Source organism: Streptomyces sp. NPDC051822, from assembly GCF_044452745.1.
Classification (GTDB): domain Bacteria; phylum Actinomycetota; class Actinomycetes; order Streptomycetales; family Streptomycetaceae; genus Streptomyces.
The window spans coordinates 432983-450974 of the sequence record NZ_JBITBZ010000001.1; the positions used below are offsets into that span (position 1 = coordinate 432983).

A 17992-nucleotide genomic window follows, 5' to 3' on the forward strand; every position below is an offset into this window, starting at 1 on the left:
GGGCGGCACGCATGATGGACTCATGCGCGCCGCCCGCCTCATCAAGTTGGTCCTCCTGCTCCAGTCGCGCCCGTCGATGACGGCGGCCGAACTCGCCGCCGAGCTGGAGGTGTCGGAGCGCACCATCACACGGGACGCCCTGGCGCTCTCCGAGGCGGGGGTCCCGGTCTACGCCGACCGGGGGCGGGCCGGCGGCTACCGCCTCGTCGGCGGCTACCGCACGCGTCTGACGGGCCTGGCGCGCGGCGAGGCGGAGGCGCTGTTCCTGTCGGGGCTGCCGGGCGCGCTGCGCGACCTGGGGCTCGCGGACGCGGCGTCGGCGGCCCGGCTCAAGGTGTCGGCGGCGCTGCTGCCCTCGCTGCGGGACGCCCCGGACGCGGTGGGCCGGCGTTTCCACCTGGACGCGCCCGGCTGGTACCAGGAGCCCGAGACCCCGGAGCTCCTCGCCCCGATCGCGGAGGCGGTCTGGGACGACCGGTGGGTCTCGACCCGCTACCGGCGCGGTGACGGCGAGGAGGTGGAGCGGGAGCTCCAGCCGTACGGACTCGTCCTGAAGGCGGGCGTCTGGTACGTGTGCGCCCGCTCGGGCCAGGTCTTCCGTACGTACCGGGTGGACCGCTTCGCGGCGGTGGCCGTGGGCGAGGAGCGGTTCGTCCGGGACGAGGACTTCGACCTGGCGGCCTTCTGGGCCGAACGCGCGGCGGAGTTCGCCCGGTCGATCCTGCGCGCCGAGGTCGTCGTACGGCTCTCGGGGGCCGGGGCCCGGCGGCTGCCGTACGTGACGGACCGCGCGGCCGCGGAGGAGGCTCTGGCGGCGGGGACGCGGGATGCGGAGGGCCGGGTGACGGCGACGCTTCCGGTGGAGAGCGAGGAGGTCGCCTTCTCCCAACTGCTCACGCTGGGCGCCGAGGCCGAGGTGCTGGCCCCGGCCGCCCTGCGCGCCCGCTTCCGGGACGCGGCCCGCGCGATGGCGGAGGCGTACGGGTGAGGCGAGGGATGAGGCGTACGCATGAGGCGTACGGGCGGTGAGCCGTCCGGGCCGGCGGTCTACCGGTAGTCGTTCACGTCCGGCGTGCCCGTCTCCCCGGCGACGATGAAGCCCCAGGCGTCCGGCTGTGAGCCGTCGGCGTCGGTGAAGCCGTACTCCTTCGCCAGCTGCCCGCTGGACAGCGACTGGCCGTTCCAGCGGTGGCGGTCGGGGTCGGCGGCGAGGGCGGCGACCGCCCGGCCCACGTACACCGGGGACTCGGAGACCGCGAAGTCGGGGATCTTCTCGACGGCGTCGCGCCAGTTCTCCTCGGTGACCCCGAAGCCCGCGAGCATCTGCTCGGACCTGAGCCAGCCGGGGGTGAGCGCGACCGCCGTGCCGCCGTACTCCTCCAGCTCCTTGCCGAGGCCGAAGGCCATCCGGATGGGGGCGTTCTTGGCGAGGTCGTAGAAGAGGTTCTCGCGGTAGCGGGTGCCGTTGTACGCGGCGGTGCCGTCGGTGACCTCGACGACGAGGCCGCCGCGCTCGCGGACGAGGAGCGGCAGTGCCGTGTGCGAGGTGATGGCGTGGGTCCGCACGCCGAGTTCGAGCATCCGCAGACCGCCGGTGAGGTCGTTCTCCCAGGTCTTCCTGCCGAAGACGAGGAGGTGCTCGCCACCCCACACGTCGTTGACGAGGACGTCGAGCCGCCCGCGCTCCCGGTCGATCCGGCCGACGAGGGCCCGGACCTGGTCGGCCTCCAGATGGTCGGTGGGGACGGCGACTCCCTCGCCGCCCGCGGCCGTCACCAGTTCGGCGGTCTCCTCGATGGTCTCGGTGGCCCGGCCGACCTCGCTGAGCTTCTCGCGGGTGGTGCGGCCGGTGACGTACACGGTGGCTCCGGCGGCCCCCAGCTGGACGGCGATGGCCCGTCCCGCTCCCCGTGTGGCGCCCGCGACCAGGCAGATCCGTCCGTGCAGCGGCTTCGTCTCGGTTGTCATGGGCCCAGGCTCGCAGGAAAGTACGACACCTTGTGTCCGGTTTCGTTTCGGGCTTTCCGGGTGCGTCGCACCCCCCGAGCCACGATGCTGGTGCCGTGATGGACGAGACGGAGTTCTGGGAGATCATCGATGCCAGCCGCGAGGACGCCGAGGGCGACCCCGAGGAACAGGCCGATCTGCTCGTGGAACGGCTGACCCGGCTGGATCCCGACTCCGTGCTCGACTACGCGCGCCATTTCGAGGCCCGCTACAACCGCGCGTACCTCTGGGATCTGTGGGGCGCGGCGGCCGTGCTCTTCGACGGGGCGGGGGACGAGGCCTTCGACTCGTTCCGCTGCTGGCTCATCGGCCAGGGCCGGGAGGTCTACGAGGGCGCGGTGCACGATCCGGACGCGCTCGCCGAGCTGCTCGACGACTTCGACGCGGAGATCGACGGGGACGGCGAGGAGATCGGGTTCGCCGCGGATGAGGCGTACGAGCGGCTGACCGGTGCGGAGACCCCTGACCTTGGCATTCCGATGCCGGGCGGGGAGCCGCTCGGCACCCCTTTCGACCTGTCGGACGACGACGTGCTCGCGTCGCGCTTCCCGCGGCTGTGGGAGCGCTTCGGCGCGGGGTAGGACGGGAGGACGCCGGCCGGGTGACCGGGGCGGCGCCCCTGCCCCGTACGCGTCAGAAGTGCGTTCCGCCGTCGACGCGGACCTCGGTGCCGGTGATGAACTTCCCGTCCTCGCTCGCCAGCATGGCGACGACGCCCGCGACGGTCTCGGGTCCCGCGAAGCCCTGGCCGAGGGCGGGGGCGAGCTTCGCGAAGAGGGACCAGTCGGTGTCCTCGGGCAGGCCGGGGCCGACGCTCTGGCGGCTGGCGCCGCTGCCGTCGGTCATGCCGGAGGAGATGGAGCCGGGCTGGACGGCGGTGAAGCGGATGCCCTGCTTGGCGTACTCGGCGGCGAGCGCGTGCGTCATGGACTGGATGCCGCCCTTGCTGGCCGCGTAGGCCGCCATGTAGGGGTGGGCGAACATCGCGGAGGTGGAGGAGAAGTTCACGACGGCGGAGCCTTCGCCCTCCAGGAGGGCGGGGATCGCCTCGCGGATCACGAGGAAGGTGCCGGTGAGGTTGATCCGTATCACCTGCTCGAAGGAGTCGAGGCTCGTCTCGTGGGTGTGCGAGGAGCGCAGCACGCCGGCCGCGTTGACCAGGACGTCAAGGCCGCCCAGCGCCTCGACGGCGGCGGCGACGCCGGCGCGTACGGAGGCCTCGTCCGCGACGTCCACGACGACGGTGGTGAGCCGGCCGGCGGCGTCGCCGGCCTTGGCGACGGTGTCCTTGAGGCCGTCCTCGCTGATGTCGGCGGCGACGACCCGGCCGCCTTCGGCCAGGACGCGCAGGACGGTGGCCTGGCCGATGCCGGAGCCGCCGCCGGTGATGAGGGCGCGGCGTCCTTCGTAACGGGTCAGCTGGTTCATGGCGGCTACCTCTCGATGTCGGCCCGGGGTGCCGAGCCGTGCGGAATGCCGCCACCGTACGCCCAAGTGGCACGTTTTGCCATAACTGCACGTCACGCATCGAAGGCAGGCGCGGGCGTACGCTTCGTACGGTGAGCACCAAGCCCGAGGGCGCCACGCCCCCCACCCGGACGCTGACGGAACGCCGCAAGGCCGCCACCCAGCTGGACATCGCGCGCGCCGCGGCTGAGCTCTTCACCGAGCACGGTCCCGACGGCACCACGGCCGAGGACATCTCCCTGCGGGCCGGCGTCGCCCTGCGCACCTTCTACCGGTACTTCCGCTCCAAGCAGGACGCCGTGGCCCCGCTCCTCGCGGGCGGCGCCGACCGCTGGCGGGAGATCCTCGCCGCGACGGAGCCCGGCGCCGGGCTGCCCGAGGCCCTGGAACGCTCGATCGCCGCCTCGCTGACCCCGGCGGACGAGGCGGCGGAGGAGGGGCTGCGCTGGACGCGCGGGCTGCTGCGCGCGGCCGCCGAGGACCCGGCGCTCCGGGCCGTCTGGTACCGGGTCAACCAGGAGTCCGAGGAGCGGCTGCGCGAGGTCGTCGCCGGGCTCGCCGGGCCGGACGCCGACCCGCTGGAGGTACGGCTCGCGGCGGCGGCGGCCACGGACGCCATCCGGATCGCCCTGGAGGCCTGGGCGGAGACGGACGCGCCGGTACGCGGCGCGGGCGCACCGGCCCAGCTCGCGGTCCGGTGCCTGCGCGAACTGATGGGCGGGATCCGGCTGCTGCACCCTGCCGGCGACGCTCCGGGTGCCGCGGTCAGCCGGTGAGCGACCGGCCCATGCAGACGTCGTCCACGTACGCGCCGTCGATCAGGAACTCCCCCGGCAGCACGCCCTCGACCGCGAAGCCCTCGGAGACGTAGAGCGCACGGGCCGGCGCGTTGTGGCCGAGGACCCGGAGGGTGAGCCGGACGGCGCCGTCCGCGCGGGCCTTGTCCATCGCCGCCCGCAGCAGCGCCCTGGCCACGCCGCGCCCCCGGGCGGAGTCGGCGACCGCGAGGCCCTGGATCTGGCGGACGTGGGCGTTGGACGCGAGCGGGGTCGGCGGCACCACCCGGACGTAGCCGACGACGGCGCCCCCGAGCACCGCCACGAGGTAGTCCTCGGGCCGGTGGCGGGCGTCGAAGAAGGGCTCGTACGGCGGGGTCACCGGGGGCAGCACCGCGTGCAGGGGCGACCAGACGGCCCGGTCGAGTTCGGCGAGGACGTCCCCGTCACCGGCTTCCGCACCACGTATCCGCGTCTCTTCCACGATCATGGCGCCACTGTGCCATGCGCGGCCCGCGAGGGGGCAGGATGGCCCCATGCAGCGTTCCGCTTCCCACCGCAAGCGTGTCGCCGTCACCGGCGCCTCCGGGCTCATCGGCTCGGCCCTGGTCCGCTCCCTGCGCGCCGACGGCCACGACGTCCTCCGTCTCGTCCGCAGGCCGGCCAGGACGGCCGACGAGGTCGAATGGGACCCCAAACGGCTGTACGTGGACGCCGCCGGGCTCGTCGGCGTGGACTCCGTCGTGCACCTGGCGGGCGCCGGGGTCGGCGAGCGCCGCTGGAGCGAGGCGTACAAGCAGGAGATCCGGGACAGCCGGGTGCTCGGCACGACGGCGATCTCCCAGGCCCTCGCCTCGCTCGCGGAGCCGCCCGAGAGCCTGGTCTGCGGCACGGCGCTCGGCTGGTACGGGGACACCGGCAGCCGCGCGGTCGACGAGAGCGCCCCCGCGGGCTCGGGCTTCCTTCCCTCGGTCTGCGTGGAGTGGGAGGCCGCGGCGGCCCCCGCCGAGGAGGCGGGCATCCGGGTCACGTACGCGCGTACCGGCCTGGTGGTGGCCCGCGAGGGCGGGGCCTGGGGACGGCTCTTCCCCGTCTTCCGCGCCGGGCTCGGCGGCCGGATGGGCGACGGCCGCCAGTACTGGTCGTTCATCTCCCTCCACGACGAGGTTGCCGCCCTGCGTCATCTGGTCGACACGCCCTCGCTCTCGGGCCCGGTGAACCTGACGGCCCCCGAGCCGGTCACCAACCGCGAGGTGACGGCGGCGATGGGGCGGGTCCTGCGCCGGCCGACCCTGTTCACGGTGCCGGCGTCCGCCCTGAAGGTGGTGCTCGGGGACTTCGCGCAGGACGTGCTGGGGAGTCAGCGGGTGCTGCCGGGGCGGCTGTTGGAGACCGGTTTCGAGTTCGCTTTCCCGACGATCGACGACTCGATCCGAGCGGCGGCCCGCTGAGCGGCACCCTCCCCGCACACCCGGCCGCCGCCCCCCCTGCGCTCCCCCGTGCCGCACGCACCCCGGTGCGCGCGGCTGGCACCCGTGGGAGCGCTGCCTAGGCTCGACCCGAACGGCGAACTCGGGCATTCCGGAGGCGTGTTGGGGGCATAGGCCTCCCACCGGCCGCGCCGACCTGGGGAGGGGCACGTGCTCAACAGCGCAGACAGCGCAAGGACCGCACAGCGTACGGACGTCGACATCGCGGAGGCGGTCGACGTCACAGCCCACATCGACCGCGCAGACGGCGCGGACGCCGGTGACGCGAGAGACGCCGTCGACGTCGTCATCGTGGGTGCCGGGGTCGCGGGGCTGGCGGCAGCCCACCGGCTGACCGGCGCCGGGCTCTCCGTCGCCGTCCTGGAGGCGGAACCCCGGATCGGGGGCCGGCTGGCGACCGAGGCCGTGGACGGCTTCCTGCTCGACCGGGTCGGGCCCCTGCTCGCCCTGTCGCACGAGGAGCTGCGGGCCACCCCGGGACTCGACGGACTGGTGCTGCGCCCCTTCGCGCCGGGGGTGCTCGTGCACAGCGACGGCCGGTACGCGCGCTGGGGCGCACCGCACCCGCGCCGGACGGCCGGAGGCAGCCGGGGCGCGGGCCACCGGAGCGTGGGGGGAGCGTTCAGCGTGGCACGCGCCCTCGCGAGCGCCCCCCGTCATCCGGCCGCCTCGCTCGACCAGGCGCGGCTCGGCGCCTCCCTCGTCCGGCTCGCCGCGACCCCGGCGCAGCGGCTCCTCGCCCGCCCCGAGCGGACCGCGCGCGAGGCCCTCACCGCCCGGCTGCCCGCCCGGACCGTGCAGGGGGTGCTGCGCCCGCTGCTCGCGGCGCTCCTCGGCGACCCGGACCTCGGCACGTCGAGCCGGCACGCGGACCTCGCGCTCCGCGCCTTCGCCCGGGGCAGACTGGCCGTCCCCGAGGGCGGTTCGGCGGCGCTCCCGGAGCGCCTGGCCGCCACGCTGCCACCGGGCACGGTCCGTACCGGCGTCCGGGTCACGGAGGCGTCCGTCTCCCGGGTCACGACGGCCGGCCACGGGGTGTTCCGCTGCCGGTCGGTGGTGCTCGCCACGGGGGCGCGGACGGCCGCCGCCCTCCTGCCGGGGCTGCGGACCCCCGCCTTCCACTCCGTGACGGTGCTCCATCACACGGCGCCCGTGGCACCGACGGGGGAGCCGACGCTGCTCCTGGAGTCCGACCCGGGCGGGCCGGTGGCGCACACCGCCGTGATGAGCGCCGTCGATCCGAGCCGGGCGCCGGAGGGCCGGGCGCTGATCACCTCGACGGTGCTCGGCGCACCGCCGGACGACACGGAGCGGCGGGTCCGCAAGCACCTCGCCACGCTGTACGGCTCGTCGACGGACGAGTGGGAGCTGCTCGCCCAGCACCACACGCCGGACGCGTTCCCCGCGATGGCGCCGCCGCACGACGCGCGCCGCTCGGTCCGGCTGCTGGCGGGCCTCTACGTCTGCGGCGACCACCGCGCCACGAGCACCCCCCAGGGCGCCCTCGCCTCGGGCACCCGGGCCGCCGGGGCCCTCTTGAGGGACCTGGGCGTCCGCCTGCCGCTGGAGGAGAAGAGGGCCGAGGCGGCGGCCTGACGGACGGCGCCGCACCTGTGGTGCCGGGTCCGGGCACGGAAGCCTGGACCCGGCATGGGCGCCGTCCCGTCGTGCCCCGTGACGAGGGGCGCGGGCCCAGCCCACAGCGGGCTCGCGCCCCACCGGGGGTGGCGGCGGGGCAGGCGGACCAAGGCTCAGCCGATGGCTGCCACGCGGTCTCGGTACGTGCGGGCCGCCGCCGCGTCGCGGTACGGCTCCAGGCGCCGCTCGAAGTCGCGTACGTACTCCACCGCCCGCGCCGAGCGCATCTCCGAGGCCTGCTGGGCGGCCTCGGCGCCCAGGGCGCACGCCTGGTCGAGTTCACCGAGGGCGAGGCGGGAGGTGGCCAGGACGACCCGGCAGAAGAGGCGGCTGCGGGCGAAGCCGGGGGCGCGGAGCTGGAGGGCGCGTTCGGCGTGCTGGGCGGCGGGGCGGTACTGCTGGAGGTCGCGGTGGCAGTGCCCGAGCTCGTCGGCGAGCTGGGCCTCGTCGAACATCCGGGCCCAGTAGGGCACCTCGTCGCCGGGCCTGGCCGCTTCGAGGGCCCGCTCGGCCCGTACGAGCGAGGCGCTGCACACCCGCGCCTCACCGAGGACCGCGTGCCCGCGGGCCTCGATCGCGTGCAGCATCGCCTGGACGACGGGCGGCGCGGCGGGCCCGACGCCCTGCTGGGCGACCCGGGCGAGTTGTACGGCCTCCCGGCCGTGGCCGAGGTAGACGGCCTGGCAGCTCATGGTGAGCAGGACGTACGAGCCGTAGGCCCGGTCCCCGGCGGCCTGGGCGAGCCGCAGCGCCTGGACGAAGTAGCGCTGGGCGAGGCCGTGGGCGGCGATGTCGTACGAGGTCCACCCGGCGAGCCGGGTGAGGTCGGCGACGGCGGCGAAGAGACGGCGCCCGACGGACTCGCCGTAGGTGCCGCGCAGCATCGGCTCGGCCTCGTGCTCCAGGTACCGGACGAGGGCCTGCCGGGCGTGGCCGCCGCCGTAGGCGTGGTCGAGGGTGCGGAACAGCTCGCCGACCGAGCGGAGGGCGGCGATGTCGCCGGTGGAGACCCGCTGGCCGGGCCCCCGGTCCGTGCCGCGCTGCCGGGGCACGGAGAAGCGGCCCTGGGGCGGCACCCGGGGGTCGTGCGCCAGGCGCGGGTCGTGCGGGAGGCCGGGGTGCTGCGCCAGGCGCGGGTCGTGCGGGAGGCGGGGCTCGACGGTCGCGCCGGCGGCGGAGGGGCGGGGGGCGGACGCCTGGTCCCCGCGCGCGACCCGGTCGTCGGCCCGCCCGATCAGCCAGTCCCGGCTGGGGACGACCAGGCCCGCCGGGGTGAAGGCGATCTTGCGGAGTTCGGCGTGGCTGCCGGAGTCCTTGCGCCACAGCCCGCTGACGATGTCGACGGCCTCCTCGGGGGTGGCCGCGAACTCCAGACCCGCGTAGACCGGCGCGCAGGCGTCCAGGCCGAGGTCCTGGGCGGAGAGACGGCGGCCGAGACGGCGGGTGAAGACCTCGGCGATGAGCGCGGGCGTGGTGCCGCGCGGCTGCTGCCCGCGGAGCCAGCGGGTCACCGAGGTCTTGTCGTACCGCAGGTCGAGACCGTGCTCCAGACCGAGCTGGTCCACCCGTCTCGCGAGCCCGGCGTGGGAGAACCCGGCTTCGGCGATGAGCGCGGCGAGCTGGCGGTTCGGGATGCGCTGCGGTGGTCGTTCCGTCATCAGCTGTGCGGTCTCCTGCCTTCCGGGTCCGGACGGCAGCCCCGTCGGACCCTCATGGAACGGCGTGAATTTAGCGGTCCTCACGGCCCGTACCGCCACCTTCGCCCCACATTCATCCGATCGTGTGAGGATTGACGGCATCGCTGACGTAGGTGCCCCCGTCCACCTGCCGGAGGGGTGTCCGCCGCACCGCCGTACAGTGGCATGGGCGCGAATGACGCATGGTGCCGAGCCGGCCCGGGACGATCCCCGGTTCCCCGCGTCCGGCATACGGCATCCAGGAGGAGGCATGGCCGTGAGTGAGCTGCGATTCGTCCGCCTTGGGTTCGGCGCGGAAGCCGTCGACTACCAGGTGGCCTGGGACAAGCAGCGCGAGGTGCACGCCGCGCGGTTCGCGGACGAGATCGACGACACCTGCCTGCTGCTCGAACACCCGCCGGTCTACACGGCCGGCCGGCGTACGGCGGAGAGCGAGCGCCCGCTCGACGGGACCCCGGTGGTGGACGTCGACCGCGGCGGGAAGATCACCTGGCACGGCCCCGGCCAGCTGGTCGGCTACCCGATCATGAAGCTGCCCCGCCCGGTGGACGTCGTCGCGCACGTCCGCCGCCTGGAGGACGCGCTGATCCGCACGGCCGCCGAGTTCGGCGTCGAGACGAGCCGGGTGGAGGGCCGCAGCGGGGTCTGGGTCCTCGGCGACCCGGTGGAGCAGCGGCCGTCGCTCGGCGGTCTGTCGCTCGACTTCGACCCGCGGCTGAACGACGAGGAGTTCGACCCGCGCCTGAACGGCCCCGAGTACGCCCCGTCCAACGCCGGCCAGCGCCGCGAGGACCGCAAGCTCGCCGCCATCGGCATCCGGGTCGCCAAGGGCGTCACCATGCACGGCTTCGCCCTCAACGTGAACCCGGACAACGCCTGGTTCGACCGGATCATCCCGTGCGGCATCCGCGACGCGGGTGTGACCTCGCTCGCCAACGAGCTGGGCCGGGACGTCTCGATCGCGGACGTGCTGCCCGTGGTGGAGCGCCACCTGCGGGAGGTGCTCGAACAGGCGGACCTGAAGCCGCGCGAGATCGAGCGTCCGGTGGAGACGGCCTCGGCCTGAGGAATGCAGGGCGCTGGCCAGAGGTTGGCCAGAGGTAGTAAGGCATGGAAAGCAACGGCGTACCCTGGGGGGCGCCGAAGAATCGAAGCTACAGGAGCCGATGTGTCCGCAGTCGCACCCGACGGACGCAAGATGCTGCGCCTGGAGGTCCGGAACGCCCAGACCCCCATCGAGCGCAAGCCCGAGTGGATCAAGACGCGGGCGAAGATGGGGCCCGAGTACACGAAGATGCAGAGCCTCGTGAAGAGCGAGGGCCTGCACACGGTCTGCCAGGAGGCGGGCTGTCCCAACATCTTCGAGTGCTGGGAGGACCGCGAGGCGACCTTCCTCATCGGTGGTGACCAGTGCACCCGGCGCTGTGACTTCTGCCAGATCGACACGGGCAAGCCCGAGGCCCTCGACCGGGACGAGCCCCGCCGCGTCGGCGAGTCGGTCGTCACGATGGACCTGAACTACGCCACCATCACGGGCGTCGCGCGCGACGACCTGGAGGACGGCGGCGCCTGGCTGTACGCCGAGACCGTGCGCCAGATCCACCAGCAGACCGCGGACCGCGCCGAAGGCCGCACCAAGGTCGAGCTGCTCGCGCCCGACTTCAACGCGGTGCCGGAGCTCCTGGCGGAGGTCTTCGCCTCCCGCCCCGAGGTCTTCGCGCACAACGTGGAGACGGTCCCGCGGATCTTCAAGCGGATCCGTCCCGGCTTCCGGTACGAGCGCTCGCTCGACGTCATCACCCAGGCGCGGGACTACGGTCTGGTCACGAAGTCGAACCTGATCCTCGGCATGGGCGAGACCCGTGAGGAGGTCAGCGAGGCGCTCCGGCAGCTCCACGACGCCGGTTGCGAGCTGATCACGATCACCCAGTACCTGCGCCCCTCGGTCCGGCACCACCCCGTGGAGCGCTGGGTGAAGCCGCAGGAGTTCGTGGAGCTGAAGGAGGAGGCCGACGAGATCGGCTTCTCCGGCGTCATGTCGGGCCCGCTGGTCCGTTCCTCGTACCGGGCGGGTCGTCTCTTCCAGCAGGCGATGGAGCACCGCAGCCGCGCTTGAGCGAGGCTTGCAGGCTGCGTGAAACCGAGCACAAGAAGTGACCGGCCGGTATTGGCCGGATTCGACGCGGTCCGTACACCCCCGCAGCTCAGCGGGGATGTACGGGCCGCGTCGGCGTTCCCGCCGTCCCCCGCCTGGGCGCATCAACGTTTCATCAGTGTTTGACCACCGGGTCACGCCCTGGTAACACCGATCTGTGAGCTTGGTTTCACTCACCGCCACCACCCGCTCACGCCCCCGCCTCGTCCCACCCGCCATCGAGGAAGGACCCCGACATGCCGGCCGCATCGACGCACGTCCGCGTCACCGCGATCCCGTCCGTCACCGACGCCCTGAAGGCCGTGGAGTCACTGCTCCTCGGCGCCGGGCAGCGCACGGCGCGGCGCAACGCCTGGAACTCCGTCCTGGAGGACCGCCGCCGCGCCAAGGACCGGGTCGAGGCCCAGCACGTGATGGAGGTCGCGTCGGGCCGGACTTCCCGGGCCACGTAAACTTCAGGACATGGCGAGGAAGGCAAACACGGGCAGCGCTGACGCTGCGAACCAGGGGCGGCTCAAGCAGATCGCCCTCACGTACAAGATGACCCGGAAGGCCGACCCTAAGGTCGGACTTGTCGTCGCAGGCGTGGGCATCGTCGTACTCGGTGTCCTCCTCGCGATCGGCTTCCTGATCGGGCACCCGGTCTACCTGGGCATCCTGGGCTTCGTCCTGGCGCTCCTGGCGGCGGCCATCGTGTTCGGGCGGCGCGCCGAGCGCGCGGCCTTCGGGCAGATGGAGGGCCAGCCCGGCGCGGCCGCGGCGGTGCTGCAGAACGTCGGGCGCGGCTGGACGACGACCCCCGCGGTCGCGATGAACCGCAGCCAGGACGTCGTGCACCGGGCGGTCGGCCGGGCCGGCATCGTGCTGGTGGCGGAGGGCAACCCGAACCGGGTGAAGCCTCTGCTGGCGGCCGAGAAGAAGCGGATGAACCGCGTCGTGGTGGACGTGCCGGTGACCGACATCATCGTCGGCGACGGCGAGGGCCAGGTGCCGCTGAAGAAGGTCCGTACGACCATGCTCAAGCTGCCTCGGGTGCTCACCGGCCCGCAGGTGACGGCGGCCAACGACCGACTGCGGGCGATGGGCGACCTGATGAGCAACATGCCGCTGCCGAAGGGTCCGATGCCGAAGGGCATGCGGATGCCGCGGGGCGGAAAGATGCGCTGACGCGCCCGACCGAGCACACGAGAAGGGCCCCGGACCGTCTGGTCCGGGGCCCTTCTGTCTGGCGTCCTCGGGTTCAGATACGGACCTGGACGGCGCCGGAGAGGCGGTCGTGGAGGCCGCGGCCGTCGCGGTCCCAGATGAGGGCCGGGATGGCGAGGCAGACGAGCAGGGAGCGGAGCACCGCGCGGAACGGTCCGAGGCGGCCCCCGTTCGCGGAGACGACACGCAGGCGGAAGAGCACCTTGCCCGGCGTGGCGCCGACGGAGCCGACGGTCAGCGCGCTCACGACGAACAGGAGGAGCAGCGCCCAGTTGCTGGTCGCCTGGCCGTAGCCGTCGGTGATGAGGCCGTATGCGATCAAGAGGCAGAGACCCCAGTCGACGGCGAGGGCGCCGAGCCGGCGGCCCGGGCGGGCGATCGAGCCGGGTCCCTCCTCGGGCAGTCCCAGCTGCTGACCCCGGTAACCGAAGTCCACGCCTGCTTGCTCCGCCGCGGCACGGGGGCCGGAGAGCCACGATCCGAGTGCTTGCCTGTTGTCCACCCGACCACGGTACTGCGCCCGTTTTCGATCACTTCCGTCCGGGTCGACACAGACACACCGGGGCGCGGCGCGCACCCGCCCCGGTTAACTTGGACGAAACAAATGGGTCATGCTTGAGAAATCCCGTCTGCCTATGGTCGGGTCCAGCGTGTGCCACCGCACTGGCCGCACGACCGAGCTGCAACCCCGCCCCTCCCCGGGCCGGGAGTAGGAGGAGTTGGATGTCCGAGAAGCACGGGTTCCAGAACGCCGACGAGGTCAAGAAGTTCATCAAGGACAACGACGTCAAGATGGTCGACGTCCGCTTCTGCGACCTTCCGGGCGTGATGCAGCACTTCACGATCCCGGCGACGGCCTTCGACCCGGCGGAGGAGCTCGCCTTCGACGGCTCGTCGATCCGCGGCTTCCAGGCGATCCACGAGTCCGACATGGCGCTCCGCGCCGACCTGTCGACGGCCCGCGTGGACCCCTTCCGCCGCGACAAGACGCTGAACATCAACTTCTTCATCCACGACCCGATCACGGGCGAGCAGTACAGCCGTGACCCGCGCAACATCGCGAAGAAGGCCGAGGCGTACCTCGCCTCCACCGGCATCGCCGACACCGCGTACTTCGGCCCCGAGGCGGAGTTCTACGTCTTCGACTCGGTGCGCTTCGAGACCTCGGCGAACCAGGGCTTCTACCACATCGACTCCGAGGCCGGCGCCTGGAACACCGGCGCGGAGGAGAACAACCGCGGCTACAAGGTCCGCTACAAGGGCGGCTACTTCCCGGCCCCGCCGGTCGACCACTTCGCCGACCTGCGCTCCGAGATCTCCCTGGAGCTGGAGAACGTCGGCCTGCAGGTCGAGCGCCAGCACCACGAGGTCGGCACCGCCGGCCAGGCCGAGATCAACTACAAGTTCAACACGCTGCTCGCCGCGGCCGACGACCTGATGCTCTTCAAGTACATCGTGAAGAACGTCGCCTGGCGCAACGGCAAGACCGCGACCTTCATGCCGAAGCCGATCTTCGGCGACAACGGCTCGGGCATGCACGTCCACCAGTCGCTGTGGGCGAACGGCGACCCGCTGTTCTACGACGAGACGGGCTACGCGGGCCTCTCGGACACCGCCCGCTACTACATCGGCGGCATCCTCAAGCACGCCCCGTCGCTGCTCGCCTTCACCAACCCGACGGTGAACTCGTACCACCGCCTGGTCCCGGGCTTCGAGGCCCCGGTCAACATGGTGTACTCGCAGCGCAACCGCTCCGCCGCCATGCGCATCCCGATCACGGGCTCGAACCCGAAGGCCAAGCGCGTCGAGTTCCGCGCGCCGGACCCGTCCTCGAACCCGTACCTCGCCTTCTCGGCGCTGCTCCTCGCGGGCCTCGACGGCGTCAAGAACAAGATCGAGCCGGCGGAGCCGATCGACAAGGACCTGTACGAGCTCGCTCCCGAGGAGCACGCGAACGTCCAGCAGGTCCCGACCAACCTGGAGGCCGTCCTCCACGCCCTCGAGGACGACAACGAGTACCTGCAGGCCGGTGGCGTCTTCACGTCCGACCTGATCGAGACGTGGATCGACTACAAGCGCACCCACGAGATCGCCCCGATCCAGCTGCGCCCGCACCCGCACGAGTTCGAGCTCTACTTCGACCTCTAGGCCGGAGCCTCACCAGTGAGGGCCGCCGCCCCCGGATCTCCGGGGGCGGCGGCCCTCGCCGTTTTCTTCCCCGCCGGTCAGCGGCCGTAGCGGATCAGGGCGCGGACCATCCGGCACGTGGAGTCCGAGGGCGGGTGGATGCCGATGCGGTCGGCCGTGGTGCGTATCGTCGCGTTCGTGGCCTTCGACGGGACGTAGACGCCGGCGTCGAGCAGGGCGATCGCGAGGCGCATGGCCTTCAGGCGCCGGTTGTGCGTGACGTACCACTCGCGGGGGCGGCCCGCGGGCAGGGGCTTCCTCTGGAGGGGCTTCCAGGGTTCGATGGACGGCGTCCGGATCACGGCGAGAGCCATGGGCTACCTCCTGGCGAACGGTAGGTGCGGGCCCTCCCCGGGACCCTCACCTTCACCCCCTATTTTAGTGGCCCCCACTGACAATCGCCCCTGGCCAGACAGGGTTTGGGGGGTGGTGGAGCGAGGTCGGGGGGGTACCGTGAGGGCCATGGAGATCTGGATCAATCCCGCCTGTTCCAAGTGCCGCAGCGCCCTCACCCTTCTCGACGCCGAGGGCGCCGACTACACCGTGCGGCGCTACCTGGAGGACGTCCCCTCGCCCGACGAGATCCGGCAGGTGCTCGACCGGCTCGGGCTCGAACCGTGGGACATCACCCGGACCCAGGAGGCCGACGCCAAGGAGCTCGGGGTGAAGGAGTGGCCCCGGGACGCCGAGAACCGCGACCGGTGGGTCGAGGCGCTCGCCGCGCGTCCCAAGCTCATCCAGCGGCCGATCATCACCGCCGAGGACGGCACCGCCGTCGTCGGCAGGACCGAGGAAGCCGTGCGGGACGCGCTGTCCCGCTGACCAGGGGGAAGGTCCCGCTGACCAGGCGGAAGAAGGAGTGAGGGAGTGAGCGGGACGGGGAGCGGCGGGCTCGGGGTCGATCTGCATCTGGAGCTGCGCGCGGGCGGCGGGCGGCGGGCCGCGCTCATCGGGGCGCTGCGCGAAGCCGTACGCGGCGGGCGGCTCGCCCCCGGGACCCGGCTGCCGCCCTACCGGGCGCTCGCCGCCGACCTCGGGATCGCCCGGAACACCGTCGCCGACGCGTACGCCGAACTCGTCGCCGAAGGCTGGCTCACCTCCCGCCAGGGCTCCGGGACCCGGGTCGCCGACCGGGTCGCCGCGCCCGCCCCCGGGCCCGTGCGGCCCGCCGCGCCGCCCCCGCTCCCGTACGACCTCGTCCAGGGCAAGCCCGACCCCGGCACCTTCCCGCGCGCCGCCTGGCTGGCGGCGGCCCGGCGGGCGCTGACCGCCGCGCCGCACGAGGCCTTCGGGATCGGCGACCCGCACGGCCGGATCGAACTGCGCCTGGCCCTCGTCGAGTACCTCGCGCGCGTGCGGGGCGTACGGACCTCCCCCGAGCGGATCGTGATCTGCTCGGGCGCCGCGCACGCGCTGCGACTGCTCGCGCGCGTGCTCGGCGCGCCGGGCCCGTGGGCGGTCGAGGCGTACGGGCTGCCCTTCCACCGGGGGCTCCTCGCCGAGGCCGGTGTCGTCACGGTGCCGGTGGCCGTCGACGACGACGGGATACGGGCCGGGGACATCCCCCGGCGGGCCGACGCCGTACTGCTCACGCCCGCCCACCAGTTCCCCACGGGCGGCCCGCTGCACCCCGAGCGCCGGGCCGGTGTCCTGGAGTGGGCGCGGGCCTCGGGCGGGCTGGTCGTCGAGGACGACTACGACGGGGAGTTCCGTTACGACCGGCGGCCGGTGGGCGCCCTCCAGGGGCTCGACCCCGAACGGACGGTCCTCGTCGGGTCCGTCAGCAAGAGCCTCTCCCCCACGCTGCGGCTCGGCTGGATGTGCCTGCCGTCGGCGCTCGTGGACGGGGTGGTCGCGGCGAAGGGCGAGCGCGAGCCGTACGCCTCCGCGCCGGACCAGCTCACCCTCGCCGACCTCCTCGCCTCCGGCGCGTACGACCGGCACGTCCGGCGGATGCGCCAGCGGCACCGGGCGCGGCGCGACCGGCTGGTGTCCGTGCTCGCCGAACGGGTGCCGGAGGTACGGGTGACGGGGATCGCCGCCGGGCTGCACGCCGTGGTGGAACTCCCGCCGGGTACGGAGCGGGCCGCCCTCGCCGCGGCGGCCCGGCACGGTGTCGCCGTGGAGGGTCTGGCCTCGTACCGCCATCCCGACGCCCGGGGCCCCGCCCACCCGGACGGCCTGGTCGTCGGCTACGCCACGCCGCCGGAGCGGCTCTACGGGGCCGCCGTGGACGCGCTGTGCGGTGCGCTGGAGGAGACGGCCTCGTGTGACGGACGCTCCTGACGCAGGCCGGCCACCTGGGCCTCCGCCGTCGTCAGGATCTCGGTGAGGCGGAGGCCGAAGCGGGCGTCGCACGCGTGGGGGTCGCCCGTGCGGGCCGCCGTGACGAGGGCGTCGACGGCCGCGCCGAACGCTCCCACCGCCCCTTCCCAGCGCGGCAGTTCGGCCCTGCCCGCGGAGCCGTACAGGCTGAGGGCCGCCCCCGCCGCCTCCGGTGGCGCGCTCAGGGTGAGGGTGGCCGTGCTGCTCGCGCCCGAGGTGTGCCGCAGCACCAGGTGGTGGGTGTCGGCCGGCCCGGGCGTCGCGGTGATCTCCGTGACGTCGCCGAGGACCGGCAGGTAGACCGAGAGGACGTGCGGGCCCACGTCCCACAGGCCGCCCTTCTCCCGCCGCCACGGCGAGGCCGCGTACGCACTGCTGGAACCCGGTCCGTAAAGCGAGCCGAGCCAGTGCGCCTCGCCGAGGAACCAGCCGCCCGCCGCCGCCTGCGCGTCGATCCAGCGGGCCGTCGGCTCGGCGAACCGCAGCGTGCAGAAGACCACGGAGGCGACCCCTGCCGCCTCGACCGCCTCGGCGACCTCCCGCGCCCCCGCGACCGTCGTCGCGACCGGCTTGTCGAGCAGGACGTGGCACCCGGCCTCCGCGGCCCGCACCGCGAGCGGGGCCTGGACGTCCGGCGGCAGCGCGAGGGCGACGGCGTCGCTGGCGGCGAAGAGGGCGTCCACGTCGTCGTACGCGCGCGTGCCCGAGGAGGCGGCGAGCCCGGCGGCCGCTTCCGGGCGTCTGCCCCAGACCCCGCTGAACTCGATCCCGGCATGCCCGGCCAGCGCGGGGGCATGTGTGCGCGCGGCCCAGGGGCCGGTGCCGAGGAGTCCGATACGGGGCTTCGCGCCCGGGTGCTTCGCCATGGCCCCCAGTCTGCAGGGTGCCACCGACAGCCCCCGACGGCGGCCCAGTGACCGATGAGCCCCCGGCGCCCCGTATACGACGCGGCGGGAATCCACGTACCTCGTCTCGACGACATCGCACAGCGGCCGCGGGAAACACAGGAAAGCTGAGTAACACGGGGTTCACATTCGGGCAACC

At 73.5% G+C, this 17992-nt stretch carries 19 protein-coding genes; 12 read left to right on the forward strand and 7 right to left on the reverse strand.

From position 1 onward, the window contains the following. The first annotated feature begins 22 nt into the window (after window positions 1-22). Complete coding sequence (locus ACIA8N_RS01955) at window positions 23-988, forward strand: WYL domain-containing protein (RefSeq protein ID WP_365777137.1); 966 nt, start codon at window positions 23-25, stop codon at window positions 986-988. A 59-nt stretch (window positions 989-1047) separates the two neighbouring features. Here the strand turns inward: ACIA8N_RS01955 and ACIA8N_RS01960 are convergent, their stop codons facing one another. Then, window positions 1048-1968 carry an SDR family oxidoreductase gene (locus ACIA8N_RS01960; protein ID WP_365777139.1) on the reverse strand — a complete coding sequence of 307 codons (921 nt, stop codon included), beginning with the start codon at window positions 1966-1968 and terminating at the stop codon, window positions 1048-1050. Window positions 1969-2066: 98 nt separating this feature from the next. Here ACIA8N_RS01960 and ACIA8N_RS01965 point away from each other — a divergent pair, with 98 nt between their 5' ends. Then, window positions 2067-2588 (forward strand): DUF4240 domain-containing protein, encoded by a 522-nt coding sequence (locus ACIA8N_RS01965; protein WP_365777638.1) that lies wholly within the window; start codon window positions 2067-2069, stop codon window positions 2586-2588. A 52-nt stretch (window positions 2589-2640) separates the two neighbouring features. On the opposite strand, the gene ACIA8N_RS01970 is transcribed toward ACIA8N_RS01965, so the two are convergent. After that, on the reverse strand, window positions 2641-3435 hold the full coding sequence (locus ACIA8N_RS01970; protein WP_365777141.1) for an SDR family oxidoreductase: 795 nt from the start codon (window positions 3433-3435) through the stop codon (window positions 2641-2643). Between the two features lie 131 nt (window positions 3436-3566). Here ACIA8N_RS01970 and ACIA8N_RS01975 point away from each other — a divergent pair, with 131 nt between their 5' ends. Further along, entirely contained in the window at window positions 3567-4250 is a 684-nt protein-coding gene (locus tag ACIA8N_RS01975) for a TetR family transcriptional regulator (protein ID WP_365777143.1), read from the forward strand. Here ACIA8N_RS01975 and ACIA8N_RS01980 read toward each other — a convergent pair. Next, window positions 4240-4740: a GNAT family N-acetyltransferase gene (locus tag ACIA8N_RS01980; protein WP_365777145.1), complete on the reverse strand. Its 501-nt coding sequence runs from the start codon at window positions 4738-4740 to the stop codon at window positions 4240-4242. The genes ACIA8N_RS01975 and ACIA8N_RS01980 overlap by 11 nt on opposite strands. Before the next feature lie 46 nt (window positions 4741-4786). On the opposite strand from ACIA8N_RS01980, the gene ACIA8N_RS01985 reads away from it, so the two are divergent. Both ACIA8N_RS01985 and ACIA8N_RS01990 read left to right on the forward strand, forming a co-directional pair. Beyond that, window positions 4787-5701, forward strand: coding sequence for a TIGR01777 family oxidoreductase (locus ACIA8N_RS01985; protein ID WP_365777147.1), 915 nt, complete (start codon window positions 4787-4789; stop codon window positions 5699-5701). A gap of 270 nt (window positions 5702-5971) precedes the next feature. After that, window positions 5972-7336: an NAD(P)/FAD-dependent oxidoreductase gene (locus tag ACIA8N_RS01990; RefSeq protein WP_399415746.1), complete on the forward strand. Its 1365-nt coding sequence runs from the start codon at window positions 5972-5974 to the stop codon at window positions 7334-7336. A 155-nt stretch (window positions 7337-7491) separates the two neighbouring features. Here the strand turns inward: ACIA8N_RS01990 and ACIA8N_RS01995 are convergent, their stop codons facing one another. After that, the gene (locus ACIA8N_RS01995) at window positions 7492-9036 is read right to left on the reverse strand and encodes a regulator (RefSeq protein ID WP_365777151.1); all 1545 of its coding nucleotides are present in this window, start codon (window positions 9034-9036) and stop codon (window positions 7492-7494) included. Window positions 9037-9331: 295 nt separating this feature from the next. Here ACIA8N_RS01995 and lipB point away from each other — a divergent pair, with 295 nt between their 5' ends. The 4 genes from lipB (at window position 9332) to ACIA8N_RS02015 (ending at window position 12397) form a co-directional block, all read left to right on the forward strand. Next, window positions 9332-10141, forward strand: coding sequence for a lipoyl(octanoyl) transferase LipB (gene lipB, locus ACIA8N_RS02000; protein ID WP_365777153.1), 810 nt, complete (start codon window positions 9332-9334; stop codon window positions 10139-10141). Between the two features lie 102 nt (window positions 10142-10243). Beyond that, entirely contained in the window at window positions 10244-11191 is a 948-nt protein-coding gene (gene lipA, locus ACIA8N_RS02005; RefSeq protein WP_365777155.1) for a lipoyl synthase, read from the forward strand. Window positions 11192-11466: 275 nt separating this feature from the next. Continuing rightward, a complete protein-coding gene (locus tag ACIA8N_RS02010; RefSeq protein ID WP_148004411.1) occupies window positions 11467-11682 on the forward strand; it encodes a hypothetical protein in 216 nt (71 codons plus the stop codon). Between the two features lie 10 nt (window positions 11683-11692). Beyond that, window positions 11693-12397, forward strand: coding sequence for a DUF4191 domain-containing protein (locus ACIA8N_RS02015; RefSeq protein ID WP_030314289.1), 705 nt, complete (start codon window positions 11693-11695; stop codon window positions 12395-12397). A 73-nt stretch (window positions 12398-12470) separates the two neighbouring features. On the opposite strand, the gene ACIA8N_RS02020 is transcribed toward ACIA8N_RS02015, so the two are convergent. Next, complete coding sequence (locus ACIA8N_RS02020; RefSeq protein ID WP_365777157.1) at window positions 12471-12938, reverse strand: RDD family protein; 468 nt, start codon at window positions 12936-12938, stop codon at window positions 12471-12473. A gap of 221 nt (window positions 12939-13159) precedes the next feature. On the opposite strand from ACIA8N_RS02020, the gene glnA reads away from it, so the two are divergent. Beyond that, window positions 13160-14584, forward strand: a complete 1425-nt coding sequence (gene glnA, locus ACIA8N_RS02025; protein ID WP_365777159.1) for a type I glutamate--ammonia ligase — start codon at window positions 13160-13162, stop codon at window positions 14582-14584. 77 nt (window positions 14585-14661) lie between these two features. On the opposite strand, the gene ACIA8N_RS02030 is transcribed toward glnA, so the two are convergent. After that, window positions 14662-14937 carry a hypothetical protein gene (locus tag ACIA8N_RS02030; RefSeq protein ID WP_030547551.1) on the reverse strand — a complete coding sequence of 92 codons (276 nt, stop codon included), beginning with the start codon at window positions 14935-14937 and terminating at the stop codon, window positions 14662-14664. 148 nt (window positions 14938-15085) lie between these two features. Here ACIA8N_RS02030 and ACIA8N_RS02035 point away from each other — a divergent pair, with 148 nt between their 5' ends. Together ACIA8N_RS02035 and ACIA8N_RS02040 are read left to right on the forward strand one after the other, a co-directional pair. After that, the gene (locus tag ACIA8N_RS02035) at window positions 15086-15445 is read left to right on the forward strand and encodes an ArsC/Spx/MgsR family protein (RefSeq protein WP_365777161.1); all 360 of its coding nucleotides are present in this window, start codon (window positions 15086-15088) and stop codon (window positions 15443-15445) included. A 45-nt stretch (window positions 15446-15490) separates the two neighbouring features. Next, window positions 15491-16909, forward strand: coding sequence for a PLP-dependent aminotransferase family protein (locus tag ACIA8N_RS02040; protein ID WP_365777164.1), 1419 nt, complete (start codon window positions 15491-15493; stop codon window positions 16907-16909). Here the strand turns inward: ACIA8N_RS02040 and ACIA8N_RS02045 are convergent. Next, window positions 16840-17814 (reverse strand): Gfo/Idh/MocA family oxidoreductase, encoded by a 975-nt coding sequence (locus ACIA8N_RS02045; RefSeq protein WP_365777166.1) that lies wholly within the window; start codon window positions 17812-17814, stop codon window positions 16840-16842. The two genes, ACIA8N_RS02040 and ACIA8N_RS02045, sit on opposite strands and share 70 nt — an antisense overlap. Window positions 17815-17992: the final 178 nt, after the last annotated feature.